Here is a 24,186-nt window from a genome sequence, read left to right on the forward strand (position 1 = left end):
CGGTGCGCAGAATCGGCCCATCGCCATGGAGGAGCCTGCTCTGCCTGTGTCTGGCGGTGGCCGCCGGGGGATGGACCGGGTGTTCGAGTTCGGTCTTGGGATGGCACGTGCGGACGAATTCGACTCCTCATCTGCCGTCGTTCGACTATCGGGCGCTCGAACGTGAACCGGTGGCGCTGTTCGGGGCGCTGGGGCTCATCCCCATTCAAGGCAACGAGGTTGGAGTAGAATCGTTTCTCGAAACGATCCTGAACCGGGTGGCGCCCGGCATCAAAGTGGTCGGTCCAAGAGAAACGGTGACCCGTATCAACCAGGCCGGTTTGGCGGAAGACTATGCGAGGATGCGGGATGCGGCCCTGCAAAGCAATATTCTGGCGCGGGAACCGCTGCGAGCGCTGGGAAAGGCGGCCGGGGCTCGCTATGTGTTCCAACCGCGATTGATGCTGTTCACGCAAGTGTTGACCGATCGATGGGTATTTCCCGTCTTTGGAGTCCGGGTGTCCCAGACCCGCGCCACGACTGTGCGCCTCGCCTTGCAGCTGTGGGACACGGATACCGGTGCACTCCTCTGGAATTCAGTCGCCGAAGGCACGATGCAGAGTGAAGCCATGACCCAGGATCCTGTATATTTCAAAGACATCGCCCGTGTCACGCTCGGCAGCATGGTTGAGGATTTCGTCCGGGACAGGACGGATTCGATGTACACGCCGGTGGATACGCTGCTCAACAGCCTGGTCGAACGGCCGGTTCCAGTGACCGACGATACGCCACTGGAGAAGATGCAATGATCGACGCGATTTCATGCAGCAGTCTGACGAAGAAGGAGACATTCATGCGACGACTCGTTCGATGGCCGTCTGCCGTGCTGGCGCTCATCTGGATTGCTCTCTCGCTCGGGTGCGACACGACGCCTCACGCACGGCCGCCGCAGTGGACGGCGGTGGAGATTACGGATGCGGCCAAGGTGGCAGGGAAATGGGAGGGGATCCTCCGTCGAACGCCTCAGAACAAGCGCAACGATTTGGTGGCTCTCATCATCGAGCCGGACGGGCAGTTTCGCTTCACCAGCGTCCGGACGATCGGCATCCTGAGCGGAGAAGGCACCTTCGCGATCAAGGACGGGAAACTGACGTTCAGCTCGGATCGGGGTACGATCAACGCCGGTCTCTTTGAAGCGGACGGGAAGCGGATGCTCAAGGCCGAGGGGATTGCGTCGGACGGCATGACGTATAGTTCGGAGCTGACGCCGATTCCCTAAGCAGGCAGGGGCCCTGTCCGCGCGGCAGGACAGCCGAGGCTCAATCTGCATCCTGCTTCGGCGGTCGGCCGCAGATCTGTTTCTGCCGCAGCAGCTTGGTGAAATAGGTGCGTTGCAGGCCCAGCTCCGCCGAAGCCCTCGTCTGGTTCCAGTCGTTCCGTTTCAGCGCCTCCTCGATCACCCACCGGCTGTAGGCTTCCGTCATGTCGTGATAGTGGCGCGAGGACGGGACCGGGGCGCCGTCCGGTGAAGTGGAGGGCGCCGAGACGGACAGGTGCAGGTGTTCGGGCTCGATGCGTTCTTCCGGGGAAAGAATATAAGCCCTCGTCAGCACGTTCTCCAGCTCACGGATGTTGCCGGGCCAGCGATAGTCGCTCAAGAGACGGAGCGCCGAGTCGTTCAGCGACGCGCGTTTCTGGATGCCGAGTCGTCCGGAGGCGCGGGCGAGAAAATATTGCGCCAGGGCCGGCAGATCGTCCATCCGCTCGCGAAGCGGCGGCAGGTTCACGGTGATCACTTCGAGACGGTAGAAGAGATCCTCCCGGAACGTTCCCTGCTTGATCGCTTGCTTCAGGTCCTTGTTCGTGGCGGCGAGGAACCGCACGTCCGCTTTGACCGATTGGGTGCCCCCGACCCGGTAAAAGGTCTGGTCTCCCAAGACCCGCAGCAGGTGGCTTTGCATGGACAACGACATGTCTCCGATCTCGTCGAGGAAGAGCGTTCCTCCTTCCGCGATCTCGATTTTTCCGGCTTCGCGCTTCACCGCTCCGGTGAACGCCCCTTTTTCGTGACCGAATAACTCGTTTTCGAGCAGATCCTTGGGAATGGCCGCACAGTTGACGGCCACGAAGGGCTTGTCCTTTCGCGGGCTCCAATCGTGAATCGCGCGCGCCACGACCTCCTTGCCCGTGCCGGTTTCTCCGAGGACCAGGACGGTGACGTTGGAGGGGGCCGCTTGCTTCGCCACCTTCAGTTGGGCCTGCAGCTTGGTGTTCTCTCCGATGAGGGAGCCATGCTTCTCCGCCACTTCCTGTTTGAGCTGGTGGAGTTGCCGCCGGAGCGAAATGGCGGACAAGGCTTTGTTGATCACGACGGTCAGATGCTCGCCCGTGAAGGGCTTCGTCACGAAGTCCACGGCACCCAGCTGCATGGCCTGCACGGCCCGTTCGATCGTTCCGAACGCGGTGAGCATGATAATGGGAGGATCGGTCGGTCCTATCCCCACGGCGGCGGGATCGTTGCCCGCCCGCTCCTTGTCCGTTTTGTCGCGCAACTGCTGGAGGATGTCGAATCCCGAGAGTCCCGGCAGTTGGATGTCGAGCAGGACCAGATCCGGCTCGTCCCGGTGGATGATGCGCAACCCGTCGTCCCCGTTGTCGGCGGTCAGCGGCTCGTGTCCCATCCAGGTCAGACGATTCTCCAAGCCGAGAAGAATGTCCTGATCGTCATCCACGACGAGAATGCGTGCTCGCATCGTGCAGCCTCATTTGTATGGTCGAACGTCCACTGTGATTCCTGCCATGATCGCCGCTACTGCGCCTCGGGCGGTATCTCCGTACGTTCCGGCTCCGGAGCCGTCGGCGGCAGAGTAATGTAAAAGCGCGTACCCTGCCCGAGCGTGCTTTCCACCCAGATGGAGCCGCCGTGCATTGCCACGAGATTTTTGGTGATGAACAGCCCCAGTTGTGTCCCCTGGGAAGACGGGAGGGACGAGGGGATGCGTGAAAATTCCTCGAACACCCTGGGCAGATGTTCCGGGGCGATGCCGCAACCGGTGTCTGCCACACAGACCCGAACGCCTCCTCCCTCCTCGTGCGCGACGCCGACCGTCACGCTGCCGTCGCGCGGCGTGAATTTGATCGCGTTCCCGACCAAGTTCCAGAAGATCTGTTCCATCTTGTCGCGGTCGCAGTGCATCTTCGGCAGCTGCTCCGCGAAGGTCAACCCCAACGTGATCCCCTTTTCGGCGGCGACGGTCCGGTTGCTCTCAACCACCAGGGCGGCGATCTGGCGGATGCAGAGGGGCTCCATGTTCAGCATTTCCCGTTTGAGGTCGATGCGCGACCAATCCAGCAGCTGATTGATGATGCGGGTCAACCGGTCGAGGTTATGGCCGATCCGGTTCAAGTAGGTGGTTTGCCGTTCCGTCAGGGGACCGGCGACGCCGTCGAGCATGTTGTCGGCGAAGCTGCGGATGGCCGTCATGGGGGTGCGCAATTCGTGCGAGGCCACCGAGAAGAAGACCGACCGGCGGTGGTCGTGATCCTGGAGGAGCTGATTGGCGGCCGAGAGTTCTTTCGTTCTGGCTTCGATCCGGTATTCCAGGTGTTGGGTCAATTGGGCCAGGTGCGCATAAGTTCTGGCGTTGTCGATGGCGGAGGCCACGTGGCCCGCGATCGTCAGGAGAATCTCGAGATCTTCGCGCGAACAGGGCTGGGAGCCACGGTCGCCTGCGAGGAACCCGAGCGTCTGGTTGTGGCTCTGGAGCGGGACGCAGGCGAAGGAGGTAACGCCGACGCGTGCCGCAAGCTCCAGAATCGAAGGATGCATACGTTCGCGCACCGTTTCGATGTCGTGCACCAGCACCGGCTTGGCATGCAGCATCAACTCGGCCATCAACGTGCCGTCCTCCTTGATCGGCACCGTGAGAAATCTGGCCGCCTCGGCGACTTCGTCCGTGACGCCGGCCACCTGCGCCACGTAGGCGGTGTCGCGGTCTTCGTGCCTGAGCATCAGGACCATTCGGGAGAACCTGAGGTTCGACATCAGCAGCTGCAGGACGGTGTCGAGCAACTCGTGCAGGTCCAGGGTGCTGGCGATGGCCGCGCTGGTTTGGTGGACGGTGGTCAACTGGCTGATCTGGCTCCGGATCGTGTCCATGTTCGTCGTGATGGCGAGATTGCGTTCGTGGAGGGCCCGGGTCATCAGATTGAACGTCTGGGTCAACTGGCCGACCTCGTCGCCGGTCGAAGGGATGAGCGTCGAGGGCGCGCGGCCTTCCGCGAGTTGCCGCGCGACTCCGGCGAGGCTTCTCAGCGGAATGGTCACGCGCTGCACCAGCAGTTGGGCTCCCAGAATACCGGCTCCGATCAGCGCCGCGGTCAGGATCAGCACGTTGCGGACCATGCCGGCCAGCGTGTTGCGGACCTGGGCATCGCTCACGCCGATCTGGACCATTCCAAGGTAGGCCGGCTTGGTGCGGCCCTTGTCGTCCGGTTGGCCCTCCTCGAACTGGTGCGGCAGCGGCGAGAGCGAAGGATCGCTGAGCGGCCGGCGGAACACGGGAAGCGAGAAATCATAGAGATGCTGCGTGAACGGAGACAGGATCCAGAATCTGTCGGCGTCGGTGGACGGAACGAGCGTCATTTCTTCCTTGGAGAGTTCCACCGGGGTCATGTGAGGGACCGTGCTCTGGCTCTTGGCCACCTCCAGCGCCATCTGCTCTTCCGGATAATACCGCCGCTCCTGCGAAAAGGTGAGACTACCCGAAGATTCCTTCACCAGCTTGTTCTGTTGAGCCAGGATCATGTGGTCCGATCCGCGGATGACTACATAGACCACGTCCTCGACCGCCATCAGGCTTTCCGTGAATTGGCGGAGCGTCGCGCGGTCTTCCGCGATCAAGCCGCCATAGCGGAACTGACCGTTGTTGACGACGCTGGTGAGGAGAATCGTGCCGAGTTGCTTGAGGTCCTCGATCATCGACGTCCGTCTGGTTTCGATGAAGTACCAGGTCAGCGTCGAACAGGCGACGATCAGGATGAGGCTGAAGAAGGCGACGAATTTGTTGCGAAGACTGACAAACCTGAAGCCTGGCGGCTGGACTGAAATATCGACGGCCTGGGGCAATTGAGGTGTGCTCATGGCATGGCTCCTCAATAGGCTTCGTCTATAAGGTGACTGACATCACGGGGAAATTCAATCCCGAGGAAACGGGCGATCTTCATGTTGACGGTAATCTTGAGCCGTTCGATCGGAACCGGTTTCAGCGGGAGCCGTTTGTCGCCGTCCAGGATCCGTTTGGCGAGCAGGCCGGTTTCCCGTCCCACCTCCCCGTACGTCACCGAAAAGCTCAGGAGCGCGCCGAGTCTGGTCAGCTCGGGGGAGAATCCGACCACCGGAATGCCGCGCGCCTGGGCCGATTCAAGGATGAAGCCGATCGACTCGTTCGTCAGCACGGTGGAGTCGGGCATCAGCCACAACGTCTCGTTGAAGGTCAGCAGCGTGCGCAACTGTTGCGGCACGTCCTTTTCGCTTTCGACTGGCAGGCTCTTGAGTTCGAAGGAAAGGGCGGCGGCCTGCTGTTCGGCCTCCCGCACCTTGGTGGTGCTCTTGCGCGGATCGTACAGCGTGCCAAATCGCCGTTTGCCCGGCAGGAAGGTGCGGATGAGCTTCAGTTGGCGTTCAACGGGGATCTCCAACAAGGTTCCCGTGAGGTTCGGCGAGGCCAGATTGTGGCGTTGGGGATCCAATACCATCATATAGACGATCGGCGTATCGAGGATTTCCATCTTGGCCGCTTGAGCAGCCTTGAGCCCGACCGCGACGACCAACGCGGGGTCGGACGCCCGGATTTTTCGCGCGAGCTTTCGTCCCATCTCCAGGTCACCCTGCAGGTCGAATTCCATGTAGACGGCGTCCGACGGAGCGGTGGCTTTGAATCCGTCGATGGCCTGGTCGTAGGCGGCGATGCTCGAGGACTTCAGGATGGCGATGTCCGCCGCCTGCGCGTCGGCGGTGCCGATCCATTCAATGAAGCCGAGGAGTCCCAGAAGGACCATCGGCAAGGTGCAGATCGTCGCGAGAGTCCATGCGGCAAAATAAACGGGAGACGAAACGAAGCGTTCGATATACGCATCCTGCGATTTCATCGATGGCTGACCCTTTGCGCGACCGTTGTCGCTATCGTGCAGTCGATTCCCGATTCGCGTCGTGCCCCTGCTCCTCCGTATCGGTAATGCCGCCCACCGTGCCCAGTACATGGATCGGTCTGTGGTCCCGGTCCCGGATCATGCGCCCCGTCCAGATGATGCGTTGGGTGCCGCCTTGCTGCTTGCGGATCCGATGCTCCAGAAGAAGTTCGTCGCCCTGCTGGTCCGGAACCCCGATAAGCGAGGCGGAGAAAGACGCGCGGTCGTCGGGAAAGACCATCGCCAGCCAGTCGAGCGTCGTGAGCATTCTGGCCTCGGCTGTGCCGCTGAAGAACCGGTTGACCTGCGGCGACCAGCAGATCCGCCCGGTCACCAGGTCCCAGTTCCAGACGCCGATGTCGATCATCCGCAAGGCGAGCCGCAGCAGCGCGTCTTGGGCTTTCAATGTCTCTTCCATCCGTTTGCGCTCCGTGATGTCGGTGGAGATACCGCAGAGGGCATAGGGACGACCGGTTTCGTCCTGAAGCGGCAGCTTGATCGAAATGTAGGTGCGCGGGCCATCGGGATGGGGCGCCGTCTCTTCATACTCCATGATCGCGTTGCGTCTGAGGACTTCGAGATCGTTGGCCCGGAACGTGTCGGCGAAGGCGAGCGGGAAGATCTCGTGATCCGTATGACCGATGACCTGATCGGTGGACACGTTGAAGAGGTGCTCGAAGCGCCGGTTGGACAGCAGATAGCGGCCCTCCGTGTCCTTCACGTAGATAACCGCCGTCGTATTGTCGGCCACGTGCCGGAGCAATTGATCGCTTCGCCGGATGGCTTCCTCCTGCTTCCGGCGGTCCATGAGGGATTGCAGCGAGCCGGCCATGCGGACCATGGTCCCGTCGGCGTCCCATACCGCCTGGCCTTTGGCGCGAAACCAATGATAGCCGTCGTGTTTGGTCAGCAGACGGTATTCGATATCGTAGGGCGCGCGATGGTCGATGTGCGCCGCCAGCGCGGCAAAGACACGCTCGCGATCGTCGGGATACAGCTTGGTGGCCCAGCTCTCGAGAATATCGGGGAAGTCCTGATCCGTATAACCCAGCATCTCCTTGAAACGCGGAGAATACCAGAGCCTGTTCTGCGGGGCCGTCCAATGCCGCCCGGGCGTGGGTTGCCCGTCCCAGAACCCGTCGCTGGAGCCGCGAATCACCAATTCGAGCCGTTCTTCACTCGCGCGCAACGCCCGTTGCGCAGCGATCCGCTCCGTGACGTCCTGAAATACGATGACGGAACCGATCACCTCGTTGCCTTCTTTGATGGGAGTGCTCACATATTCCACCGGAAGGGCGGTGCCGTCCTTTTTCCAGAACACCTCGTCGATGACGCGGCGGGGGGTCCCGTCCTTCATGGCGGCATAGACGGGACACTGGTCCACCGGATAGGGAGTGCCGTCCGACCTCGTGTGATGAAGAATGTGATGCATGTGCCGGCCGATCAATTCCTCGACCCGGTAGCCCAACATGGCTGCTGCGCTTGGATTGACGAACGTCGTGCGGCCGTCGAGATCGAGTCCGTAGATCCCTTCTCCCGCTTGGGTGAGAATTAAGGTTTGCCTGCGGCGCAGCTGATCGAGCGTCTGCTCGGTTCGCTTTCGACTCGAGATATCGCGGATGATGCCGCTGTAGTAGTTGCCGTTCTCCGTTTGCCACGTCGCCAGCGACAGCTCGATGGGGAATTCAGTGCCGTCTTTTCTGAGCCCGTGCATCTCGATGACGGAGCCGATGACCCGGCTCTGGCCCGTCGCCTCCATGCGCGCGAGGCCCTGTTCGTGCGCCTCGCGGTAGCGAACGGGCATGAGGATGGTCAAGGGGCGGCCGACGGCGTCTTCCGGCGGATAACCGAACAGGACGGAGGCAGCCCGGTTCCAGGACACGATCGTTCCATGTCGGTTGGCCAGGACGATGGCGTCGGAGGCGGATTCCACCAGCGACCGAAACCGGATCTCGCTTTCACTGAGGAGATGTTCCACCCGCCGCATCTTCACCGCGAGTTCTTTGATCCCGATCGCACGGCGCAGCGTCTGGCGGAGTTCCTCCCGGTTGTAGGGTTTGGTGATATAGGTGAACGCTCCCTCGATCAGCGACCCGACGGTGCGTTCTTTGGCGATGTGGGCCGTGAGAATGATGACTGGGACGGACGGGTCCAACCGCTGCGTCTCCTTGAGCACGTCGGCACCGTCTCCATCGGGCAGGCCAAGGTCCAAGAGGACGGCGTTGAAGCGTTGCTCGCGGACTTGGGCGAATGCGGCTGCGCAGCAATCGGCCACGGTGACATGGTAGCCGTCGTGCTGAAGCAAGTCCTGTAACCCGATCACGATATCCGGGTTGTCTTCAACCACCAGGATTCGATAAGGACCTGCTTCTTCCATGTCGTCCTCACCTCGCCGGACGGAAGCGGCAAATCTTCCAGGCGAGGCTCATGCGATCTTGTTCAGAGGGACTTCGGAGGTCCCAATGAGAAAAGCAATTCTTGTGCTTGTGCGCAATTGTCGGCCGCGGATGAGGATGGAAGCAAGACGGCCGGCGCGAAACAGATTGAGCGGGCTGGAGCTCCGTTATTTCGCGTCGGTGGCGGTGGAACTGGAGGGATGGACCGGAAGCCGAGGCCGTCCGCGTTTCAACGGGGCCAGTCGTTGGGGAAACGGCCCCCCGTTGCTCCGCTCGATCTGCGACACGGAGTCGTCGAGCGCGTCGGCGATGAGCCGGGCCAGGGTGCCGTGACCGGTCCAGTAGACCGCATTGCGCAGTCGTTCGAGCAAATCGACAGGAAGCGTGATCGTCACACGCTGCTTGCGACGCCGTCCGGTGGCGGGGCGTCCTGCTAATCCGTTCAGCCGAAGCGGAGCCCCGTCATCAGACGGCATCGGGGTCGTCTGGGGAAGCATCTGTGGTTGAGCGTGACCGTTCATGCTGCCATCGTCCGGCGTGTAGAACCGGTTTCGTCGACGCCGTCTCGATCGGAAGGCGTGTCAGCGGCGGAACTCGCGTGATCGCCTTGGTCATTCCACAGTACCGTGACGGCCATAGCCCAGATCAGTCCCACCATTCCGGTCAGTAATACTCCAACGACGAGATCCTGTGTCATGGCCTGGTCCTTTCTGCAGGCTCGGAGAGCCGGCGGCCTGACAGAGTTGCTAGTCTGTGTACTCAGCAATCCTTGTGCCATTCTCTGGCCGCATCCTCAACGCAACTGATATGGAGATTCCGCCTGTTTCTTCGAAGCCAAATCCTGCAGGTGCGACTGCTTCGTTTTCCTTGTGAATCAAAAAGGATTCTCAGCTGAATCAAAATGTATTATCACGAGCAGCACACGACCCCGTAAGGTAGGCATTCCCGCGGAAGCGGAAATCAAGGCGACGCGTTCTCCTTAGGATTAAGTCCTGATGAGAGATCGATGTCCGCTTCACGGGATCCATGTCGATGGCCTGACGAGCGGAGGGAATCAGCAGAGGCTCGGAGCGGGACGTCGCCCGAGAACGATCTGATGCGCGAGAAGAACCGCTATCGTTGCTGCGTTTGGACCGATCGCAAATCCCATTCGGCCACGCCGTTGAGTCCCACCTGCTTCAGCAGGCCGGCGCGCAGCCTTCTCAGGGAAGCATCGGTCGGATTGGCGTCGATCAAGGTGCAGAGGCAGCCCATGGCGTCGTACCAGAAGCCTGCGCGGGCGTTGTCCGTGACCGTTTGCACCGAACAGGTGATCTTCGCGTCGAAGGTAATGAGGCAGTCGCTCATTTCGCAACGCTCGATGACACCGCCGCCCACGATATCCTTGGACGGGGAGGAAGGGTCGCGCACGACCGACACGTACCATCGGTATTGAATGTTCGGATCGAGTGCGAGACCGAGATCCTTGATGGCAATAGAAAAGATGCCCGGTTGTTTCGGAGTTGGAATGGGGGCTTCATAGACCGGTCTCACCGATTGATTGTCGATCAGCGTGAATCGCACTTCGTGCGGCGTGGGCTTGGAGAGATACCAGTTGAGGACTGGAGTCTGACTCGACGTGAATCCCACGTGATCGGGTACGAGAGCCTGGACTTCCGGATCCATGCCTTCCGTGCCGCGCAGTTCTCCGCCGACGCGGGCGCGGGGGGTGAACTTTTTCGGCGGCTGGTAGAGTGGAATCTGGTCACGCGAGGTGCCGTTGGCCTGGGTTGTAACCTGTTCAGCAAAACCAGGTGGCATGTCCGAACCGATCACACTGATCGTCGCGAGCATGACACCCATCAGCACGGTTCCGGAAGATCTGGCAGCTCGTGTACGGAGAAAAGCATGGGGATGTGTGGCATTCATGGCGGCAGCCCTCACGTTAGATGTGCGGCTCAAGTTGCAGAAAACAATCCTCTCGGCATCAACGGTTGACGACGTGACGCTATCGGCCGGCTGCCGGGACGGCCCGCAGGTCCCACTCAGCCACGAGATGAAGGCCGACTTGGGACAATAGGGATGCGCGGAGCCGCCTCAGCGAGACATTCTCAGGATCCGCATCGATCAAGGCGCAGAGACAGCCCATGGCGTCATACCACATTCCGGCGCGCGCGTTCTCCGTCACCGACTGAACGGAGCAGGTCATGCGGGCGTCCATGACGATCAAACAATCGCTGAGCTCGCAGCGTTCGATGATGCCGCCGGTGACGATCTCAGAGAAGGGGGCCGGCTGCACGATGGACACGTACCAACGGTACTGGACGCCGGGCTGCAGGGTCAGATCCAAGTCTCTTGTGCGAATCGAAAAGATTCCCGCTTCTTTGGGAGCAGGGATCGGTGCCTCGAAGATCGGCTTTACCGATTTGTCGTCGATGAGGGTAAATCGCACTTCATGCGGCGTCGGCTTGGAGAGATACCAGTTGAGAACGGGCGTCTCCTGGGAGGTGAACCCGACGTGATCCGGCACGAGCGGCTGCACGATCGGCTCGAGACCGTCCGATCCGCGCACAGTGCCGCCGAGCCTGGCGCGAGGCATGAATTTCTTGGGAGGTATATAGAGGATCCGCGGTTCATTCGATTGACTCGAATCGGCCGACGGCGCCGAGAACACTGGAACAGCCTGGGCCATCAGGGTGAGGAGGATGAGTCCGATCAGCCCTTGCCTGCCGAGGCCGAATGGACTGGTGACCGTCAGCGAGACTGCAGAATGACGTGACGCGCAGCGCATGATGCTAGAGCCAGTTGTTCAGCAGGAGAAAAGGCGACCAGTATGCCGGATGTTGGTAGACGCGGTCACCCAGAAGTTTGATTTGAGCCCGTTGCATGGCAACGGCCTTCGATACCGACGGATTGCGGAGCTGCCGGTAAAACTCTGAGATCAAGGCCGACGAGGCTTCGTCATTGATGAACCAGAGTGTCGCCAACGCGCTGCGCGCACCGGCCTTGATCGCGACGCCGGCCAGACCCAGCGCCGCCCGATCGTCGCCGACGCCGGTCTGACACGCGCTCAAGGCCAGGAGCTCGAGCGGATCTTCCCTGAACCGGAAAAGCCCGATGAGTTGGTCCAACTTGCTCATGGTCAACTTACCGTCGAAGGTCAGTAAGAATGAGTCATTTACGTCCGTTGAGAACTTTCCATGCGTCGCGATATGCAGGATGCCATATCGACCTTCACGCAATTCCTGTTCCAGGCGGGGAGCGAGAAAGTCCTGGTCAAGCAGTTGATCGCCGCCATAGAGGTTATGGATCGAATCGACCTCTTCGGCCACGTAGGGCAAGGCCGGAAATCCTTGTACGCTCTTGGTGAGGCCGGTTGCAAGGAATCGGACCTTCTCACGGTTCAGCGGTTTCGGGTCCGTCAACGTGATTCCAGGGGTGATCGCGACGGCGAATTTCTGAATCACAAATGATTCCCCGTCGTGAAGCGCAGCCATGGGGATCGTCCGGAGGACACCGTCCGGTACCACGACCAGCGTGGTGATGTGTTCCTGCTTCAGTTGCCCTTCGATCGGCCTGATCAACCAGTCATATAACTGCTTCGCATGGGGGAGGTACTCGCGCGTCGTCCGTTTTTCTACGCGGCGGCGGAAATCACGGACCTCCTGGGTGACCGTCTCGATTGCGATCGGCACCGCCGTGCGGTAGAAGCCGGACGGCAGTGTGACCAACAGTTCGATCCGTTTGGGAAAGAGGATCGGATAGATGACCGCAGTATCCGGCGACAAGCGATCGAAGGTCGTCAGGCGCGACCGGATCGCATCGACGCAGCCGTCTTTGAAGTAGTCCCGCAGTTCGGCCGCCTTGAAGGCTTCGACGGCATCACGGGCGGCGAGCAAATAGCCTTCGGCAATCTTCTGGTCTTCCGTGCGTGACGCTCGCTGCAAGAGCAAATCGGCGAACTCGAAGAACAACGGCTTGATCGATTCCTGATTCGACAGGGAAGCCTCGGCCGCCGCCTGGCTCACTTCGAATCGGATCGGTTGCAAGGTGGCCGCTGCCTGCCGATAGGCGGCAAGGGATTCGTCGATCTGATCCATCGAAGCCAATAGACGGGCCAACTGCCACTGCCAGCGGTATAGGGATTCCGGTGCATCCACCGACTGCGCGGCAAAAATGGCTCGCCTGGTCAACAGAAGGGCATCCTCTGTTCTGGCTTCGAGCTCGTACAGGTGTCCCATGTAGCCGAGCGCATAGGAGAGGGTTCGGGAATCCTTCAATTGTTCGGAGATGCCGATGGCTTCCTGCAGGGCGCCGGCCGACCGGAGGAGCAATGGTTTGCGGATCTCCGGAAGGGCCGGCAAGAGACTCTCGTAGACCAATCCGATATTGACGAAGCCCACGGCCTTGTCCCGTGAAACGGGGAGGTCCTTCAGCTGGTCGAGGGCCTCGTCGAGCCATTGTCGGCTTGCATTCGGGTTGCCGAGCCGCAGGGAAATCCTGGCGGCATTCACCCGGCTGTTCACGGCCAGCATCTGAAGGCCGGCCTCACGGGAGACCGCGACACAATCGGTGAAGGCCTCCAGCGCTTCCTTGTCTTCTCGTTTGAGCGCATGGAGCACACCGAGGTCGTTCAGGATGGCGGCGGACACGGCTGCGGATGGTTGCCGGCGAGCGACTTCCTCGGCCTGGGCAAGGTACTGCGCGGCCGGATCCAGTTGTCTGGCTGTGAGGTAGGCGCGGCCGATTTGATCCAATACCGTGGCATGCCAGGCATGGTCGGATCCCTTCTGCGCCAGGGCAAGAGCGAGTTCCAGATATTGAATCGCCTGCGTGCTCTGTCCCAAGGCTTGGGTAGCTTGGGCCGCGGACACGAGTGCCCGGCTTTCGCCGTCGGTTGAACCTGTCTCGTGATATCGGGAGGCCGCCGCCCGCCAGTTGTTCAAGGCTTCCTCGAACGCGCCGCGCTGATAGGCTTGCGCGCCTTGCTGCATGAGCGACTCGGCCGTACCCTGCTTCACCGTGTCGGCGAACAGAAGCGGCGGGATCAGAACCAGGCATATGAGTACCGCGGACGCGGGCCATCGGAGCGGGCAAAATCTGTGACGGATGGTTTGGACGTTCACATCGTTCTCACTATCAAGTGTCGTGCCCAGCGGGGCACTGTTGGGGGACTGGCGCCCTTCCCATTGGCGGCTGTCCCCCTCATCAATGACTCTTCCCTGTTCGAAAGGGAGAGGCACCGCCGCGGACGGCGGAGCCTGTCCCTAAAATAGATTGATCACCAGACCCATGTGGACCCCATAGTCCTGCAACGTATTGCCCACACGATTCGGCGGATCACGCACGAGTTTGTATCCCCAATAGACCTCATAGTTTGCGCGATCGTTGGGAAGGATGCTCCAACGAAGACCGGCGCCGACGCTGGCGAGTGTATTCGGGTTCCCGCCTGCCTCGCTCAAAGACTTATTCGCGCCCAGACTCCAGCCGTTCCCCACGTCGGCGAATGGCGCGAGCTGTAAGATCGGTTCTCCGCTGATCCGACGCCAGAGAGGAAAACGCGATTCAAGCGAGGCGATGAAGGCGTTGTCGCGCAGCAGCGTGACCTCGCGATATCCTCGCACGCTGTACCGGCCTCCGACCGACACTTGTTCAAGTGGAAATAGCGGCGAATTGGTCACCTGCAGATCCATGCGACCGAAAAGTTGCATGCCGAATAAATTTTCGCCGAATTGTTTGATGCCCTGTACCTGACCCAACCAAGAGAAGAATTCGCCGCTTGGGAGGTTCCCGCCGCCCGGCGTCGTCCCCGAATTGATGGTGGCGCCCAATACATTGAGCCCAACGCTGAATCGGGAACGGCCGGCCACCACGGTGTCCGTCGAGCGATGAGTCCATTCCTGCGCAAAACGCAGGGCCGACACGGTCGCAGCGCCGTTCTGGAATCCCGGAAAGAGATTGAACGGCACATCCGAGAAGATGAAGCTTTGGGTAAACAGATGTTCGCCGATGATCGACAAGACCACTTCATCCGTTATGGTGCGGTACACCGGTTGGCGGAGACTCAGGCCGATGATTTCCGTGTTGGTCTTGATGTCCAACGGCTTGAATGGCTGCTCGATCAGGGTATAGTCCGTGCGACGGTAGTAGGGCGAAAAGGTCGTATCATAGCGATTCAGAGGAATCGCATAAGAGGTATCGATGATCGGAAACGCGCCGGCCGAGCCGCCGAACGTCAGGCTGAATGGATCGCCGTGGCCCGTCACGTTGTCATAGACCACCGTGCCCAAGCCGCGGAACTCACCGACCAATGGAACTTGATAGTTATTCCCTTCGATGTAGGCATGAAACGGGTTGCGATCCTTGACCTTGACATCGAGCTGACTTTCTCCCAGTGCATCGCCAGGCCGCAGTTCTGCGTTAATGCGTTCAATCCGCCTATCCTGCTGAAGGAGTTGTAACTGTTCCTGCATCCTGTCCATGCTGATGGGAGGACTAGCTCCTTTCTCAATCCGGTTGCGAAGATAGGAATCGGCGAAATATTTGTTGCCGACCACATTGATGCGCGTCAGCTTGCCTTCGATGATCTGCACGGTGATGATCCCGTCTTTGACATCCTGGTCAGGAATAACCGCACCAGAGGTCTGGTATCCCGAATTGATGTATTTGGCTGACAGGGTCAGACGCAACCGTTCGAGATCCTCGGTCGTCAGGGTGCGGTTCTCAAATGGCGCCGTCACTTCGTCGAGTTGTGCTTGAGTGAAGACCGTGCTACCGACCACTTGGATGTCCTTCACGAACACCCTGATCTGGCCCAGTCGCTGCTCGGCCGGTTCCTCGGGCGGCAGGGGAGGGGGCGGCAAGACGACCGACCGCTGGGGTCGAAGATGGGCGGAGCGATCTGCGCCTGCGCGATCGATACGGCCAATAATGATCCCACGAGACTTCCCCATCCGATGTGACGATACGAGGACGGAGGTGCTTCCTGCGACACTCCCATCGCTCGTGCCGTCATGATCCACGGCCCGCCGGAAGGTCAGGTAAGGACGATAAGGCCGATAATATTCTGCGTCGTCGCATAGATACCCGCCTGAAATCCGTTCTCCGCCTAGCTAATCTCTTCGTTGAAAGGTCGCAATAACTCCTTGGGCTAGGGTCAAGTGGCTCTGTCGATGTGGCTCTGCGAACGGCCGCTGTTTCCATCTCTAGCGAGAGAATCTCAAGTGGGTCTTCGCTGGTAGAGCCGAATGTACCGATCAGCGAAATGAGGAAAATGCAATGGGCAGGCCTTGGAAGCTGGAATGCTCGTGGCCATTACGTAGCGATTGGAATGTTGCTCAAATGCGGGGAATTATCCTAATTTTGATGAGCAAATCCGCGTGTTGAAGATTTGTAGAAGGAAGTTAGAGGGGTAGTAGATGCGTAACTCAGTGGAACCCAAAAGCATTCTTGGTGGATCAAAAGAGATTCAGGTGGATGGCGTCACCAGGCAATAACCTCTGAGGGTGCCGGGAACTCTTGGACTCAAGACGCACAGTCCGTGAGCCAATCTTCTCCGAGCAGCTGTGCCAATGTACTGGAGGGGGGAGTCGCGCAGTCAAACGATGAGCGGACTATCTGATTCTGACTTGAGCATGGACAGGCCAGAACTATTTGAAGAATTCGAGCGCTAGCCTGTCCTCTGCCGTGAGCTCATGCGAGCGGAGTTGGCTCCGTTATGAGAGTCACAGGATCGCCATGTGGTCCCTCGACTTCGCAAAGAATTTGATAAAAGCAATCCTGTGGCTTGGCAGGAAGCTGATCGTCATACACGCTTGCTATGATTTTCTTCTGGCCCTTGCTAACTGAACTACCCTTCAGTGCTATAGATGCTTCCCACTTGTGGTTGCCTGCTGGATCAATAGTTCCAAAGCGCACCCATGCCTGCTTAACCTGATCTGCTTGTGCATCGAGACTAATGTTAAATCCCTCCTGAGTTTGGCCAGTGATCCTGTTATGCTCTCCGCTGGTCATATTGAACCTCCCGTGTTCAATGCATTCGTCAGTGAGAATTGGAGAGAAGTGAAAGCACTACCCCACTGTTGGGCAGTTTCACCGTTGAGACCGAAATTTATTGCTATTAGACACAAACGTCCCGCCAGTCGGTGGTTGATACACGATTTGGGTGTAGTAAAAACCGTTGTTAGCCGGGAGGTTACTTAGCAAGCATGTCCCGATTGGTGTATTGCTCCAGTTCGTTTGTGTAACCAGGCTCCCTCCATTATTTTGTGCCGTTGTGACTGTGATCTTCCACTGCGCAACCAAGGTTAGAGGATGGTTTGCATGTGCATTAGTGGGGACAAAATAATAGGAGTTACCGTAGGTAGCCCCATTATTGGGTGGGTCCAAGACAATTGGTGGCATGATTTGTACTCCTTCCTGTGTTTAAGGTTTTGGCCCAGCCATGCAGCAGTCGGCCATACACTATGATCAGCAACCTACGAACCAGTCTTCGTCAAAAGTCTGCATTCCCAGAAGCCAGGGACTGGGAAGCCGGCGCAGTGATAGGAAAGACGAGTCATCAGATCTGGAAGAAAGTCCTGTTTCACCGGCTTCTATGACCGCGCCATTGGCAACCGGCATAGCGACCAGCGGACTCGTCAACCAGCCACCCGGCTCGGTCGGTAGCGTGTCCCGTCCCGCCACGATGAAACTGCTGACCTCGCCCCGAGCGATTGCGGCACACCGCTGACTCAGGAGGGCGGTGACTTGAATCGGCGCTTTGCCTAGCGGCTGAATCTTCCCACCAGCCGGAGCGATGGGCTGCTGAATCGTTACTGTACCATCAAGTGCTGGGTTCCCCGATCTTGCGGTAACCTGGCTATTGGCGTCTGGTAAGAACAGACCACCATTTGTAATCGAGATAAGTACGTTCCCTCCAGGGCCTTGGTCAGCATTCGCTCTAATTTGACTGTTCTGCAGAATGACAAACTGTGGATCGATACTTATGCTCCCTCCTCCGCCTGTCCCATCGAGGACCGAGGCACTGATCGTGCTGTTCGAGAGATCTACTCTGCCGCTTGGATTTGTCGTGATCTTTATTGTGCCTCCGCTAGATTTCGTCGCCTCTGTTGTAAGGAGGCCGTTCGTCATTACGAGTTGACTGCCCGCGTTCAAGTTGATATTGCCAGCTGCTCCTGAGCCGGTGCTGCTACTCGAAATGTGACCGTTATTTTGAACTGCAACGGATTGAGCTGAGATCGATATATCTCCGCCAGCTCCGCTTCCTTGGGTCAAAGTGAAGATGCCGCTACCTGCTCCATCGATGAGGACCGATTGTGCCGGACTGGCAAGACCTTGAACTGCAACTATTCCAGCCGCCCCAGTTGGCGGAAAGTCTGGAAACTCTAGCAGGCTGCCGCTCGTGATGTGGCCTCCGGACAGCAATTGGAAATTGTTTGCATTGACTGTGATGGTGCCAGCTTTCCCCTCGAGACCCGTTGAGGTTGAAATGCTGCCGCCATTATCGATCACTACGGCGGGAGAAGTGATAACAATGTTTCCTGCATCTCCAAATGAAAACTCTCTACTCGCGCTGGTGAGTTGTGTGCCGGAACCGGAGATCGTTAGCGAATCGGTCGCGTTCACAGTGATGTTGCCGGCTGCTCCGGTGCTGCCACGAGACGCGCTGTTAAGCAGACTGTCGCCACTAAGACTCAAGCGAGCCGCATCGACTAGAATGTTTCCGGCGTTCCCCTGAATAGTGACACCATCCCCGCTTGTCTCAGTCACGAGTTGACTGTTCTGAGCGAGTGTAACAACGCTCGCGTTGCTCCCTGGACCGGCCAGTCCTCGAATAATGATATTCCCCCCGTGACCTTCGGCCTGCGTACGAGCGCTGAGAACACTTTCGGTGAGGTCTACGTGACTAGCCCGCAGTTCAATGCTGCCTGCGTGACCGGAACCAGCGGTGTTAGTGCCGATGTTGGAACCTCCCTGCATTTCGATGAGTGGAGCTATCAGGCTCACCGTCCCTCCTGCTCCATCGACATCGGTGTTACTCGTGATCGATCCGTTATTAAATAGAGCGATTTGTGAGTCAGCCCTCACCATAATATTCCCGGCGTTGCCAGGACCGGTGGAGGAAGCGTTTATGGTTCCACCCGAGACGAGGTTTACCGTATTCGCATTCACTGTGACTGTTCCGCCGGTGGCGGATGGTGTAGTGCCTGATGTCGTTGCCGAGAGTAATCCACCATTCTGAAGTGTGAGCGAGTTTGTAAAGACAGCTATGTGCCCACCCGCACCCGTGCCTTCAGTGTTGGTGAGAATGCCGCTTCCTTGACCATCAATTAGGATCGACCCAGCTGGGCTTGCCAATCCTCCAATGGTTATGGCTCCACCAGATCCGGACGGAGTTTCGAGCGGTGCGTCAGGTGGAGGAAATGGATTGAACCTAGTACTGCTCCTAATCTGAGCTCCGTTCATGATCTGGAGATTGTTCGTCGAAATGTTCAGAGTGCCGCCGTCTCCATTTCGAAATGTTTCGGTCGAAACCGTACTTCCGTCTGTGAGTAAAATATCCTGAGCGTTGATCGTTAGGTCAGCTGATCGTGCGTTTCGACGCGTGGTCGTGAGTAGAGTTGATGGAAATATGTCGGCACCGCTCATCTTGAGTGTGCCTGTCAGGTTGACAGTCAAGTTTCCAGGTTGAAACGGAGTGAAGTTGTCAATTTGAATGCCGGAGTTCTCGATGGTGAGATTTCGAGCGTTTAGTTGAAGCCCGCCCGTCCCTGGGTGAAGTCCCGCTCCAAGGCTACTAAATAGAGTGGCTGGTCCTAAATCAGGACTCCCTGTGAGTACGATATTTCCGTTCCTCGCATTGACCACTATATTGCCCGCGTCCCCGCTATCGGGAGCTCCACTCAACGACTGGCTTGACGCCGATATGCTAGGACCATTCGTGAGAAGGACGTCGCCTTGAGTGCTCGTCAATACGATGCTGCCTGCATTCCCAAACGGGGGATTGGAGGTTGTCGTTCCAGCAAAAACCAACGACCCGCTGGATACCTCAAGGTTGCCTGTACTTGTTAGAAGGATACTGCCTGAATTGCCTATTCCCCCGGTTTCCGCGTCAATAAAACCAAGGTTTGTCACGATGATAGAGTTTGCGTTCACACGGATATCGCCGCTGTTTCCCCCAGCACTTTCTGGCAATACATTTGACTGAAGGATAGTGGGAACAATATTTCCTGTCTCAAGATCTAATATGCCACCGACTTCCACATGATCGGCCATTATAGTAATCCCGCCATATGTGACGCCCGCGCTAGCAGTCCCGGTGACTGAGGTATCAATCATGGCAGCGTTTTTTATGACCACATTCTGACTCATAGCGATGTCGACACCGTGTCCGATGGATTCAGTGCCATTTATGGTCGGACCAGGCCCCGTGACATTGGCGAGAATTACGGAATTGTCCAGGACAAATTGCCCTCCTCGAATGAGCACCGTACCTCCACCGTAGCCACTCACGTCGAGTGTAGATTGTTCAGACACCTGAATCGCACCGAGAGTAATGAAAGACTGACCATTGATGTTGGGGGCCTGGGACAATGTCTTCAATAGTAACTCTCCAGGTGAGGTTACACTGGCAAGATTAATCTGCCCTCCGTGCGCGGAGAGGTGAGCCGGTTGCGTTGTCGTTCCATCTTCCAGGGAACCGGCCTGGATCGTAATGTTTCCTCCGGCCAGAGAGATGCTTTGACCAGGAGCAACAGCTATTTGGCTTCCCTGAACTGTAATAGCCCCTGGAGTTGAGCCCAGAAATCCAAATGCCGCGACTGGGGCCGCACTCAGAAGCGCATCTGCTGCGGCATTTGGGGACGAATTGAATAATCTTCCATCGTTGAGACGAAGATAGTCCGCGGATGTGAAAGCTACCATTCCGCCGACGTTCACCGTGGCATTTGGTCCAAACAGGAAACCTGCTGGGTTGATCAAGAATAGATTGGCATTGCCAAATCCGCCTGATCCGTTTGTCTGAATCGTTCCGAAGATGTTCGAAATGTTTCCGCCGGTCACGCGTCCTAGAATATTGGTCGTGGGGAGGGCTGACTCGTTGAGGAAGTTGGCGATGTTGTTGTTCGGCACGCTGAAGTTGCCGAAACTGTGAAATAGATTCGTCCCTCCGCCTGGACGAGTGCCACCGGTGATGTTGTAAGCATTTCCATTCGGTGTGATGACTGTGTTCAAACCGGAAGAAGTGATAGGGGCTTGGCCATAAGAATTAGATGGGGCGAAATTCAGACAGAGAACACAAACTCCCAGAGCACATGCGAAGCGTGCTTCCGACCAGTTATGGATCCCTTGCAGGAATAGATGGAGGTTTCTCATGACACTACTCTTCACCATCAGGTCAGAGCCAAGGTTGAAGCGTCTACTGTGCGCTACCAGAGAAGGATGGGGCCATCACCATCGCATCATGTAATGTCTGAGAAGCGCGATCTGTCACATTAACCAAGAACGGCTCACGGTTCTCAAGCAGCTGTGACCAATGAGTTTCTTGCTGGCATCGCTGCTCAAGCACGAGCTTTCGCCATCTTTCCGTCGTAATGTGGCTCACGTCGAGATTGGAACCAGACTCTCGCACTTGTCTCATGTTAAGCGTATCGGGTAACGAACAATATGGGCAGCCTAGAGTCGTACCTCTGCACGTACAAAGTAGGGGTTTGCACGTTCCGCACATGCAACAACCTGCTATCGCTGGAGTTCCTGTCATAAAGAGGACACCACCAGCGAACACAATCAGAATTATCGAAAAGTGAACAATGAAGTTTCGCATCCCGAACCTCCATGGCGATGTTCAATTGGATGCCATGAGCATCCCATTATTTAGCTTCGTTCAATTTGTCTACTGCCAGTTTGCATTCTTGAGTCCTGCATAGTTTTAAGACTGGATCTCCTGGTGAAGCGATGAACATATAGCTGGAGCCTGGAACTAGATCTGTGAAAGTGGCTTGGTCTACTTCGAAAATATGGTGGTTAAATCGATAGTCCTTTAAATCATAGAAATTGAACAGACTTTTGGAGTCCTCTTCGATTACCGCCTTTGCTACCACACCGATGACTTGATTTCCTGCTTCCTTCTTATTAGCGACGGTTTCATAGTAGTAACAAGTTTCCCTTGTCGCTATTCCACCAGGATCAGGACAAACCGGTGGTGCACTGCAGGCACTTAACACTAACGATGTAATGACGAGCGAAGACCATCTCCATTTCATGACTGCCCTCCTTGAGCAACAGATGGGATGAGGCTACTCGGTGCTTCTTGTCAGATATGCGATGTTTCCATCGACATCTTGCTATTCCTTCTATTGCAGGAATCTCAATAACCCTTTCGTCTAGGGTCGATGGCCTCTCTAGCTAATCCTGCCAGATGATCCCGACGACGATATAGATCAGTCCTGCCATCAGCGCATTGGCCAGGAAGAAGATCATGCTGATATCCATGGGAACCTCCGCTGCCGATTCGTTGCGCTGCTGCGATGGCGAAATTGCAATGAGTAGGCCACTAGAGAACCTTGCTCAAAGCGAGAGTGTGAAACGTGGCTATTTGCTAATGCGAACAAGGAAATCCGCATTCTTCCCGCAGACAAAAATAGAGATGGGTGGATCTACTGTGATCAGGTCCTATGGGACCTAAAAGAATTCGTGCTGGATCAAAAGTGATTCAGAGGCGAGTCAGTCTGGAGCCTGATAGCCATATGCCTGAAGAGCCATAGCTCCTACCAGTAAGACATCTACCGAATCGCCTGTTTGGGCGGCGTACGTTTTCAGGAGACCGATAATGTAATCAACGGTTAGGGCAGACAAAGGAGAGAGCCTCGGCGAATGCCCGATAGTCGCAGAAGTCGATAGGACCAGTATCTGAGGGGAGCGGTGTTCTGTGTAGGAGATATGTAATTAAGCGACGGTATTGCGTGTACCAACGACAGGCAGTTGTATAGGCTGCTTCGACTGCCGGATCGGACTTCCAAGGTGAGAGATCGAGTTGATCATTGACGAGGATCTCCAGCCACAGGATCCGTCGTCTGCGTTCGGTTTTAATGGCTTCACCAATAGAATTTATGCCGAGATAGGCTGGCAATAAGCGAAGGGGTCTTCCGATAGGAGTAAATCGAGCCTCGTCACGCATGGCGTGAGTGTATCTCAGAGGCGAACTTACCGGAAAGAATGGTAGAGGGGAGGGGCGCGGATGGAAGGGGACAATGGCCTACTCAGAAGGGCGGTCGTCCTCAAAAGGAAGGCCGCGCTGCCAGTGATGGTGGAAGCGCGGCCTTTGTAGCGCAGAGGCGACCAGCTGACTCTGGAAGGGTCAGGACCAGAGCCTGCATGGGCGTCGATTGTCGCTTGGCAGTCGAACGTCCGATGGTCGGCTCTGCGCCGGTTGGACTCTCATCATCACGATAGGGGTTCGGGTATCCTCCTGCCATTCGATGGATCAGCTTTGTGACAAGACTCGTTCCACGCCATGCCTTCGCCCTTCGCTAGTCCTGCCAGATCTTCGTGATCACGATGTAGATGAGGACGGCCATCAATGTATTGCTGAGGATGAGGATCACTGCGAAGTCCATGATGCGTTTCCTTTCGTCCTAGGTGTACGCGTGACCCTTGCCATCGGGAAAAGCAATTGACATGCCATTGGCTTCCTATCTTGGGCAGAAACGAGCTGATGAATGTGATCCCCGCACCTGCAGCGCACATTCGAAATCGGCATGGTATTTGACCATCTGCCTCGTTGCCCTGAAGGACAACAAGCGCTGAATCCCTTTGGTTTCAGCAACGCATCGGAAGCAATTCAGCGGATGGAAATGAGTGATTCTGCCTACAAACTGTTCAGGATCTCATCTGGCGAATGTGCGCATCAAACAATACGGCGATAACCGAGTCGTCTGCGGAAAGAAGACCTCGCCTGGATTCCCGCTTTCGCGGGAAATAGCAAAAAAGTGATGCCCCTAGCGGGTCGCGTGTCCGGTGGAATGGTGCGGCTCGTTCCGTTACACTACGGCTCCGATGGTAACTCTCCCATCCTCATGTGAGCCCGCTCTGTTGGAGCGGTTCCTCAAAGCGGAAGCCATGGCGCTCTGGTCCGTGCGCGCGGCACAGGTCAGAGACGTTCCACCCGGCGTGTTAGCGTTTTTGCGTCGGCACGAGGAAGAGGAGGCGGAACATCTCCGGGAATTCGAGGCCAGGCTCGGAGTGATCTCGCACACACGGGAGAAGCTTCCGCGCGTTCCAAGTCAATGGTGGGCGCTGGTGATCCATCTCTATGGGTATGAGACGCTCGGATTGGAATTTGCGAAGCTCCTGGTGCAGGTGCAGCCGGAGTTGCAGTCGATCCTCGACGATGAAACGGTGCATGTGGGATTTTTCGAGGATGAAGTCCGGAAGGTCTTGGCGCAAGAAGGGCGAGGCGCCACGGAGGCCAGAAAATCGGCGCAGGCCTGGTGGCGCCGGTTGCCGCCGACCGTCGATCGCTATCTCGAAGGCGAGCAGTTGGCTCCCTATCGCATTGACCTCAAACGGCTCATTTTGGATTCGATCGAAGAACGGTTTACGAACATCGGACTATTCAATGCAGTATTGAGATAAGGAGAGCGGC

The 24,186-nt window shown here is 57.6% G+C and carries 16 protein-coding genes; 3 read left to right on the forward strand and 13 right to left on the reverse strand.

The window, feature by feature from the left end; genetic code table 11:
* Positions 1 to 2: 2 nt before the first annotated feature.
* On the forward strand, positions 3 to 788 hold the full coding sequence (locus NSJP_RS13380) for a hypothetical protein (RefSeq protein WP_155970199.1): 786 nt from the start codon (positions 3 to 5) through the stop codon (positions 786 to 788).
* Positions 789 to 832: 44 nt separating this feature from the next.
* A complete protein-coding gene (locus NSJP_RS13385) occupies positions 833 to 1,258 on the forward strand; it encodes a hypothetical protein (protein WP_155970201.1) in 426 nt (141 codons plus the stop codon).
* Between the two features lie 40 nt (positions 1,259 to 1,298).
* Here NSJP_RS13385 and NSJP_RS13390 read toward each other — a convergent pair whose 3' ends face one another.
* The 13 genes from NSJP_RS13390 to NSJP_RS19330 form a co-directional block, all read right to left on the reverse strand.
* The gene (locus NSJP_RS13390; RefSeq protein WP_080887378.1) at positions 1,299 to 2,732 is read right to left on the reverse strand and encodes a sigma-54-dependent transcriptional regulator; all 1,434 of its coding nucleotides are present in this window, start codon (positions 2,730 to 2,732) and stop codon (positions 1,299 to 1,301) included.
* Positions 2,733 to 2,788: 56 nt separating this feature from the next.
* Entirely contained in the window at positions 2,789 to 5,122 is a 2,334-nt protein-coding gene (locus NSJP_RS13395; RefSeq protein ID WP_080887379.1) for a sensor histidine kinase, read from the reverse strand.
* A gap of 11 nt (positions 5,123 to 5,133) precedes the next feature.
* The gene (locus NSJP_RS13400; protein ID WP_172834337.1) at positions 5,134 to 6,129 is read right to left on the reverse strand and encodes an ABC transporter substrate-binding protein; all 996 of its coding nucleotides are present in this window, start codon (positions 6,127 to 6,129) and stop codon (positions 5,134 to 5,136) included.
* A 31-nt stretch (positions 6,130 to 6,160) separates the two neighbouring features.
* A complete protein-coding gene (locus tag NSJP_RS13405) occupies positions 6,161 to 8,545 on the reverse strand; it encodes a PAS domain S-box protein (RefSeq protein WP_080887381.1) in 2,385 nt (794 codons plus the stop codon).
* Positions 8,546 to 8,731: 186 nt separating this feature from the next.
* Entirely contained in the window at positions 8,732 to 9,085 is a 354-nt protein-coding gene (locus NSJP_RS13410; RefSeq protein ID WP_080887382.1) for a hypothetical protein, read from the reverse strand.
* A complete protein-coding gene (locus tag NSJP_RS13415) occupies positions 9,082 to 9,261 on the reverse strand; it encodes a hypothetical protein (RefSeq protein ID WP_080887383.1) in 180 nt (59 codons plus the stop codon). The genes NSJP_RS13410 and NSJP_RS13415 overlap by 4 nt, the downstream gene beginning before the upstream one ends.
* 416 nt (positions 9,262 to 9,677) lie before the next feature.
* Positions 9,678 to 10,406 carry a DUF928 domain-containing protein gene (locus NSJP_RS13420; protein WP_172834338.1) on the reverse strand — a complete coding sequence of 243 codons (729 nt, stop codon included), beginning with the start codon at positions 10,404 to 10,406 and terminating at the stop codon, positions 9,678 to 9,680.
* A 145-nt stretch (positions 10,407 to 10,551) separates the two neighbouring features.
* Entirely contained in the window at positions 10,552 to 11,334 is a 783-nt protein-coding gene (locus NSJP_RS13425) for a DUF928 domain-containing protein (protein WP_080887385.1), read from the reverse strand.
* Positions 11,335 to 11,338: 4 nt separating this feature from the next.
* Positions 11,339 to 13,669, reverse strand: coding sequence for a CHAT domain-containing protein (locus tag NSJP_RS13430; RefSeq protein WP_080887386.1), 2,331 nt, complete (start codon positions 13,667 to 13,669; stop codon positions 11,339 to 11,341).
* A 141-nt stretch (positions 13,670 to 13,810) separates the two neighbouring features.
* Complete coding sequence (locus NSJP_RS13435; protein ID WP_080887387.1) at positions 13,811 to 15,496, reverse strand: ShlB/FhaC/HecB family hemolysin secretion/activation protein; 1,686 nt, start codon at positions 15,494 to 15,496, stop codon at positions 13,811 to 13,813.
* Between the two features lie 739 nt (positions 15,497 to 16,235).
* The gene (locus NSJP_RS19325) at positions 16,236 to 16,556 is read right to left on the reverse strand and encodes a hypothetical protein (RefSeq protein WP_155970203.1); all 321 of its coding nucleotides are present in this window, start codon (positions 16,554 to 16,556) and stop codon (positions 16,236 to 16,238) included.
* A gap of 456 nt (positions 16,557 to 17,012) precedes the next feature.
* Complete coding sequence (locus NSJP_RS13440) at positions 17,013 to 20,918, reverse strand: two-partner secretion domain-containing protein (RefSeq protein WP_172834339.1); 3,906 nt, start codon at positions 20,916 to 20,918, stop codon at positions 17,013 to 17,015.
* Between the two features lie 494 nt (positions 20,919 to 21,412).
* Positions 21,413 to 21,805 carry a hypothetical protein gene (locus tag NSJP_RS19330; protein ID WP_155970205.1) on the reverse strand — a complete coding sequence of 131 codons (393 nt, stop codon included), beginning with the start codon at positions 21,803 to 21,805 and terminating at the stop codon, positions 21,413 to 21,415.
* Positions 21,806 to 23,660: 1,855 nt separating this feature from the next.
* Here NSJP_RS19330 and NSJP_RS13455 point away from each other — a divergent pair.
* Positions 23,661 to 24,176 (forward strand): hypothetical protein, encoded by a 516-nt coding sequence (locus tag NSJP_RS13455; RefSeq protein ID WP_080887391.1) that lies wholly within the window; start codon positions 23,661 to 23,663, stop codon positions 24,174 to 24,176.
* Positions 24,177 to 24,186 lie beyond the last annotated feature (10 nt).

Origin of the sequence: Nitrospira japonica, assembly GCF_900169565.1 — a bacterium.
GTDB lineage: Bacteria > Nitrospirota > Nitrospiria > Nitrospirales > Nitrospiraceae > Nitrospira_C > Nitrospira_C japonica_A.

What these genes read in the sequence shown, in the direction of transcription:
- NSJP_RS13455 (WP_080887391.1), top strand. Translation starts at nt 23,661, where the DNA reads ATGGCGCTCTGGTCCGTGCGCGCGGCACAGGTCAGAGACGTTCCACCC.
- NSJP_RS13415 (WP_080887383.1), bottom strand. Translation starts at nt 9,261, where the DNA reads ATGACACAGGATCTCGTCGTTGGAGTATTACTGACCGGAATGGTGGGA.
- NSJP_RS13390 (WP_080887378.1), bottom strand. Translation starts at nt 2,732, where the DNA reads ATGCGAGCACGCATTCTCGTCGTGGATGACGATCAGGACATTCTTCTC.
- NSJP_RS19330 (WP_155970205.1), bottom strand. Translation starts at nt 21,805, where the DNA reads ATGAAATGGAGATGGTCTTCGCTCGTCATTACATCGTTAGTGTTAAGT.
- NSJP_RS13435 (WP_080887387.1), bottom strand. Translation starts at nt 15,496, where the DNA reads ATGGGGAAGTCTCGTGGGATCATTATTGGCCGTATCGATCGCGCAGGC.
- NSJP_RS13400 (WP_172834337.1), bottom strand. Translation starts at nt 6,129, where the DNA reads ATGAAATCGCAGGATGCGTATATCGAACGCTTCGTTTCGTCTCCCGTT.
- NSJP_RS13405 (WP_080887381.1), bottom strand. Translation starts at nt 8,545, where the DNA reads ATGGAAGAAGCAGGTCCTTATCGAATCCTGGTGGTTGAAGACAACCCG.
- NSJP_RS13410 (WP_080887382.1), bottom strand. Translation starts at nt 9,085, where the DNA reads ATGAACGGTCACGCTCAACCACAGATGCTTCCCCAGACGACCCCGATG.
- NSJP_RS19325 (WP_155970203.1), bottom strand. Translation starts at nt 16,556, where the DNA reads ATGACCAGCGGAGAGCATAACAGGATCACTGGCCAAACTCAGGAGGGA.
- NSJP_RS13440 (WP_172834339.1), bottom strand. Translation starts at nt 20,918, where the DNA reads ATGAGAAACCTCCATCTATTCCTGCAAGGGATCCATAACTGGTCGGAA.
- NSJP_RS13425 (WP_080887385.1), bottom strand. Translation starts at nt 11,334, where the DNA reads ATGCGCTGCGCGTCACGTCATTCTGCAGTCTCGCTGACGGTCACCAGT.
- NSJP_RS13395 (WP_080887379.1), bottom strand. Translation starts at nt 5,122, where the DNA reads ATGAGCACACCTCAATTGCCCCAGGCCGTCGATATTTCAGTCCAGCCG.
- NSJP_RS13385 (WP_155970201.1), top strand. Translation starts at nt 833, where the DNA reads ATGCGACGACTCGTTCGATGGCCGTCTGCCGTGCTGGCGCTCATCTGG.
- NSJP_RS13420 (WP_172834338.1), bottom strand. Translation starts at nt 10,406, where the DNA reads ATGGGTGTCATGCTCGCGACGATCAGTGTGATCGGTTCGGACATGCCA.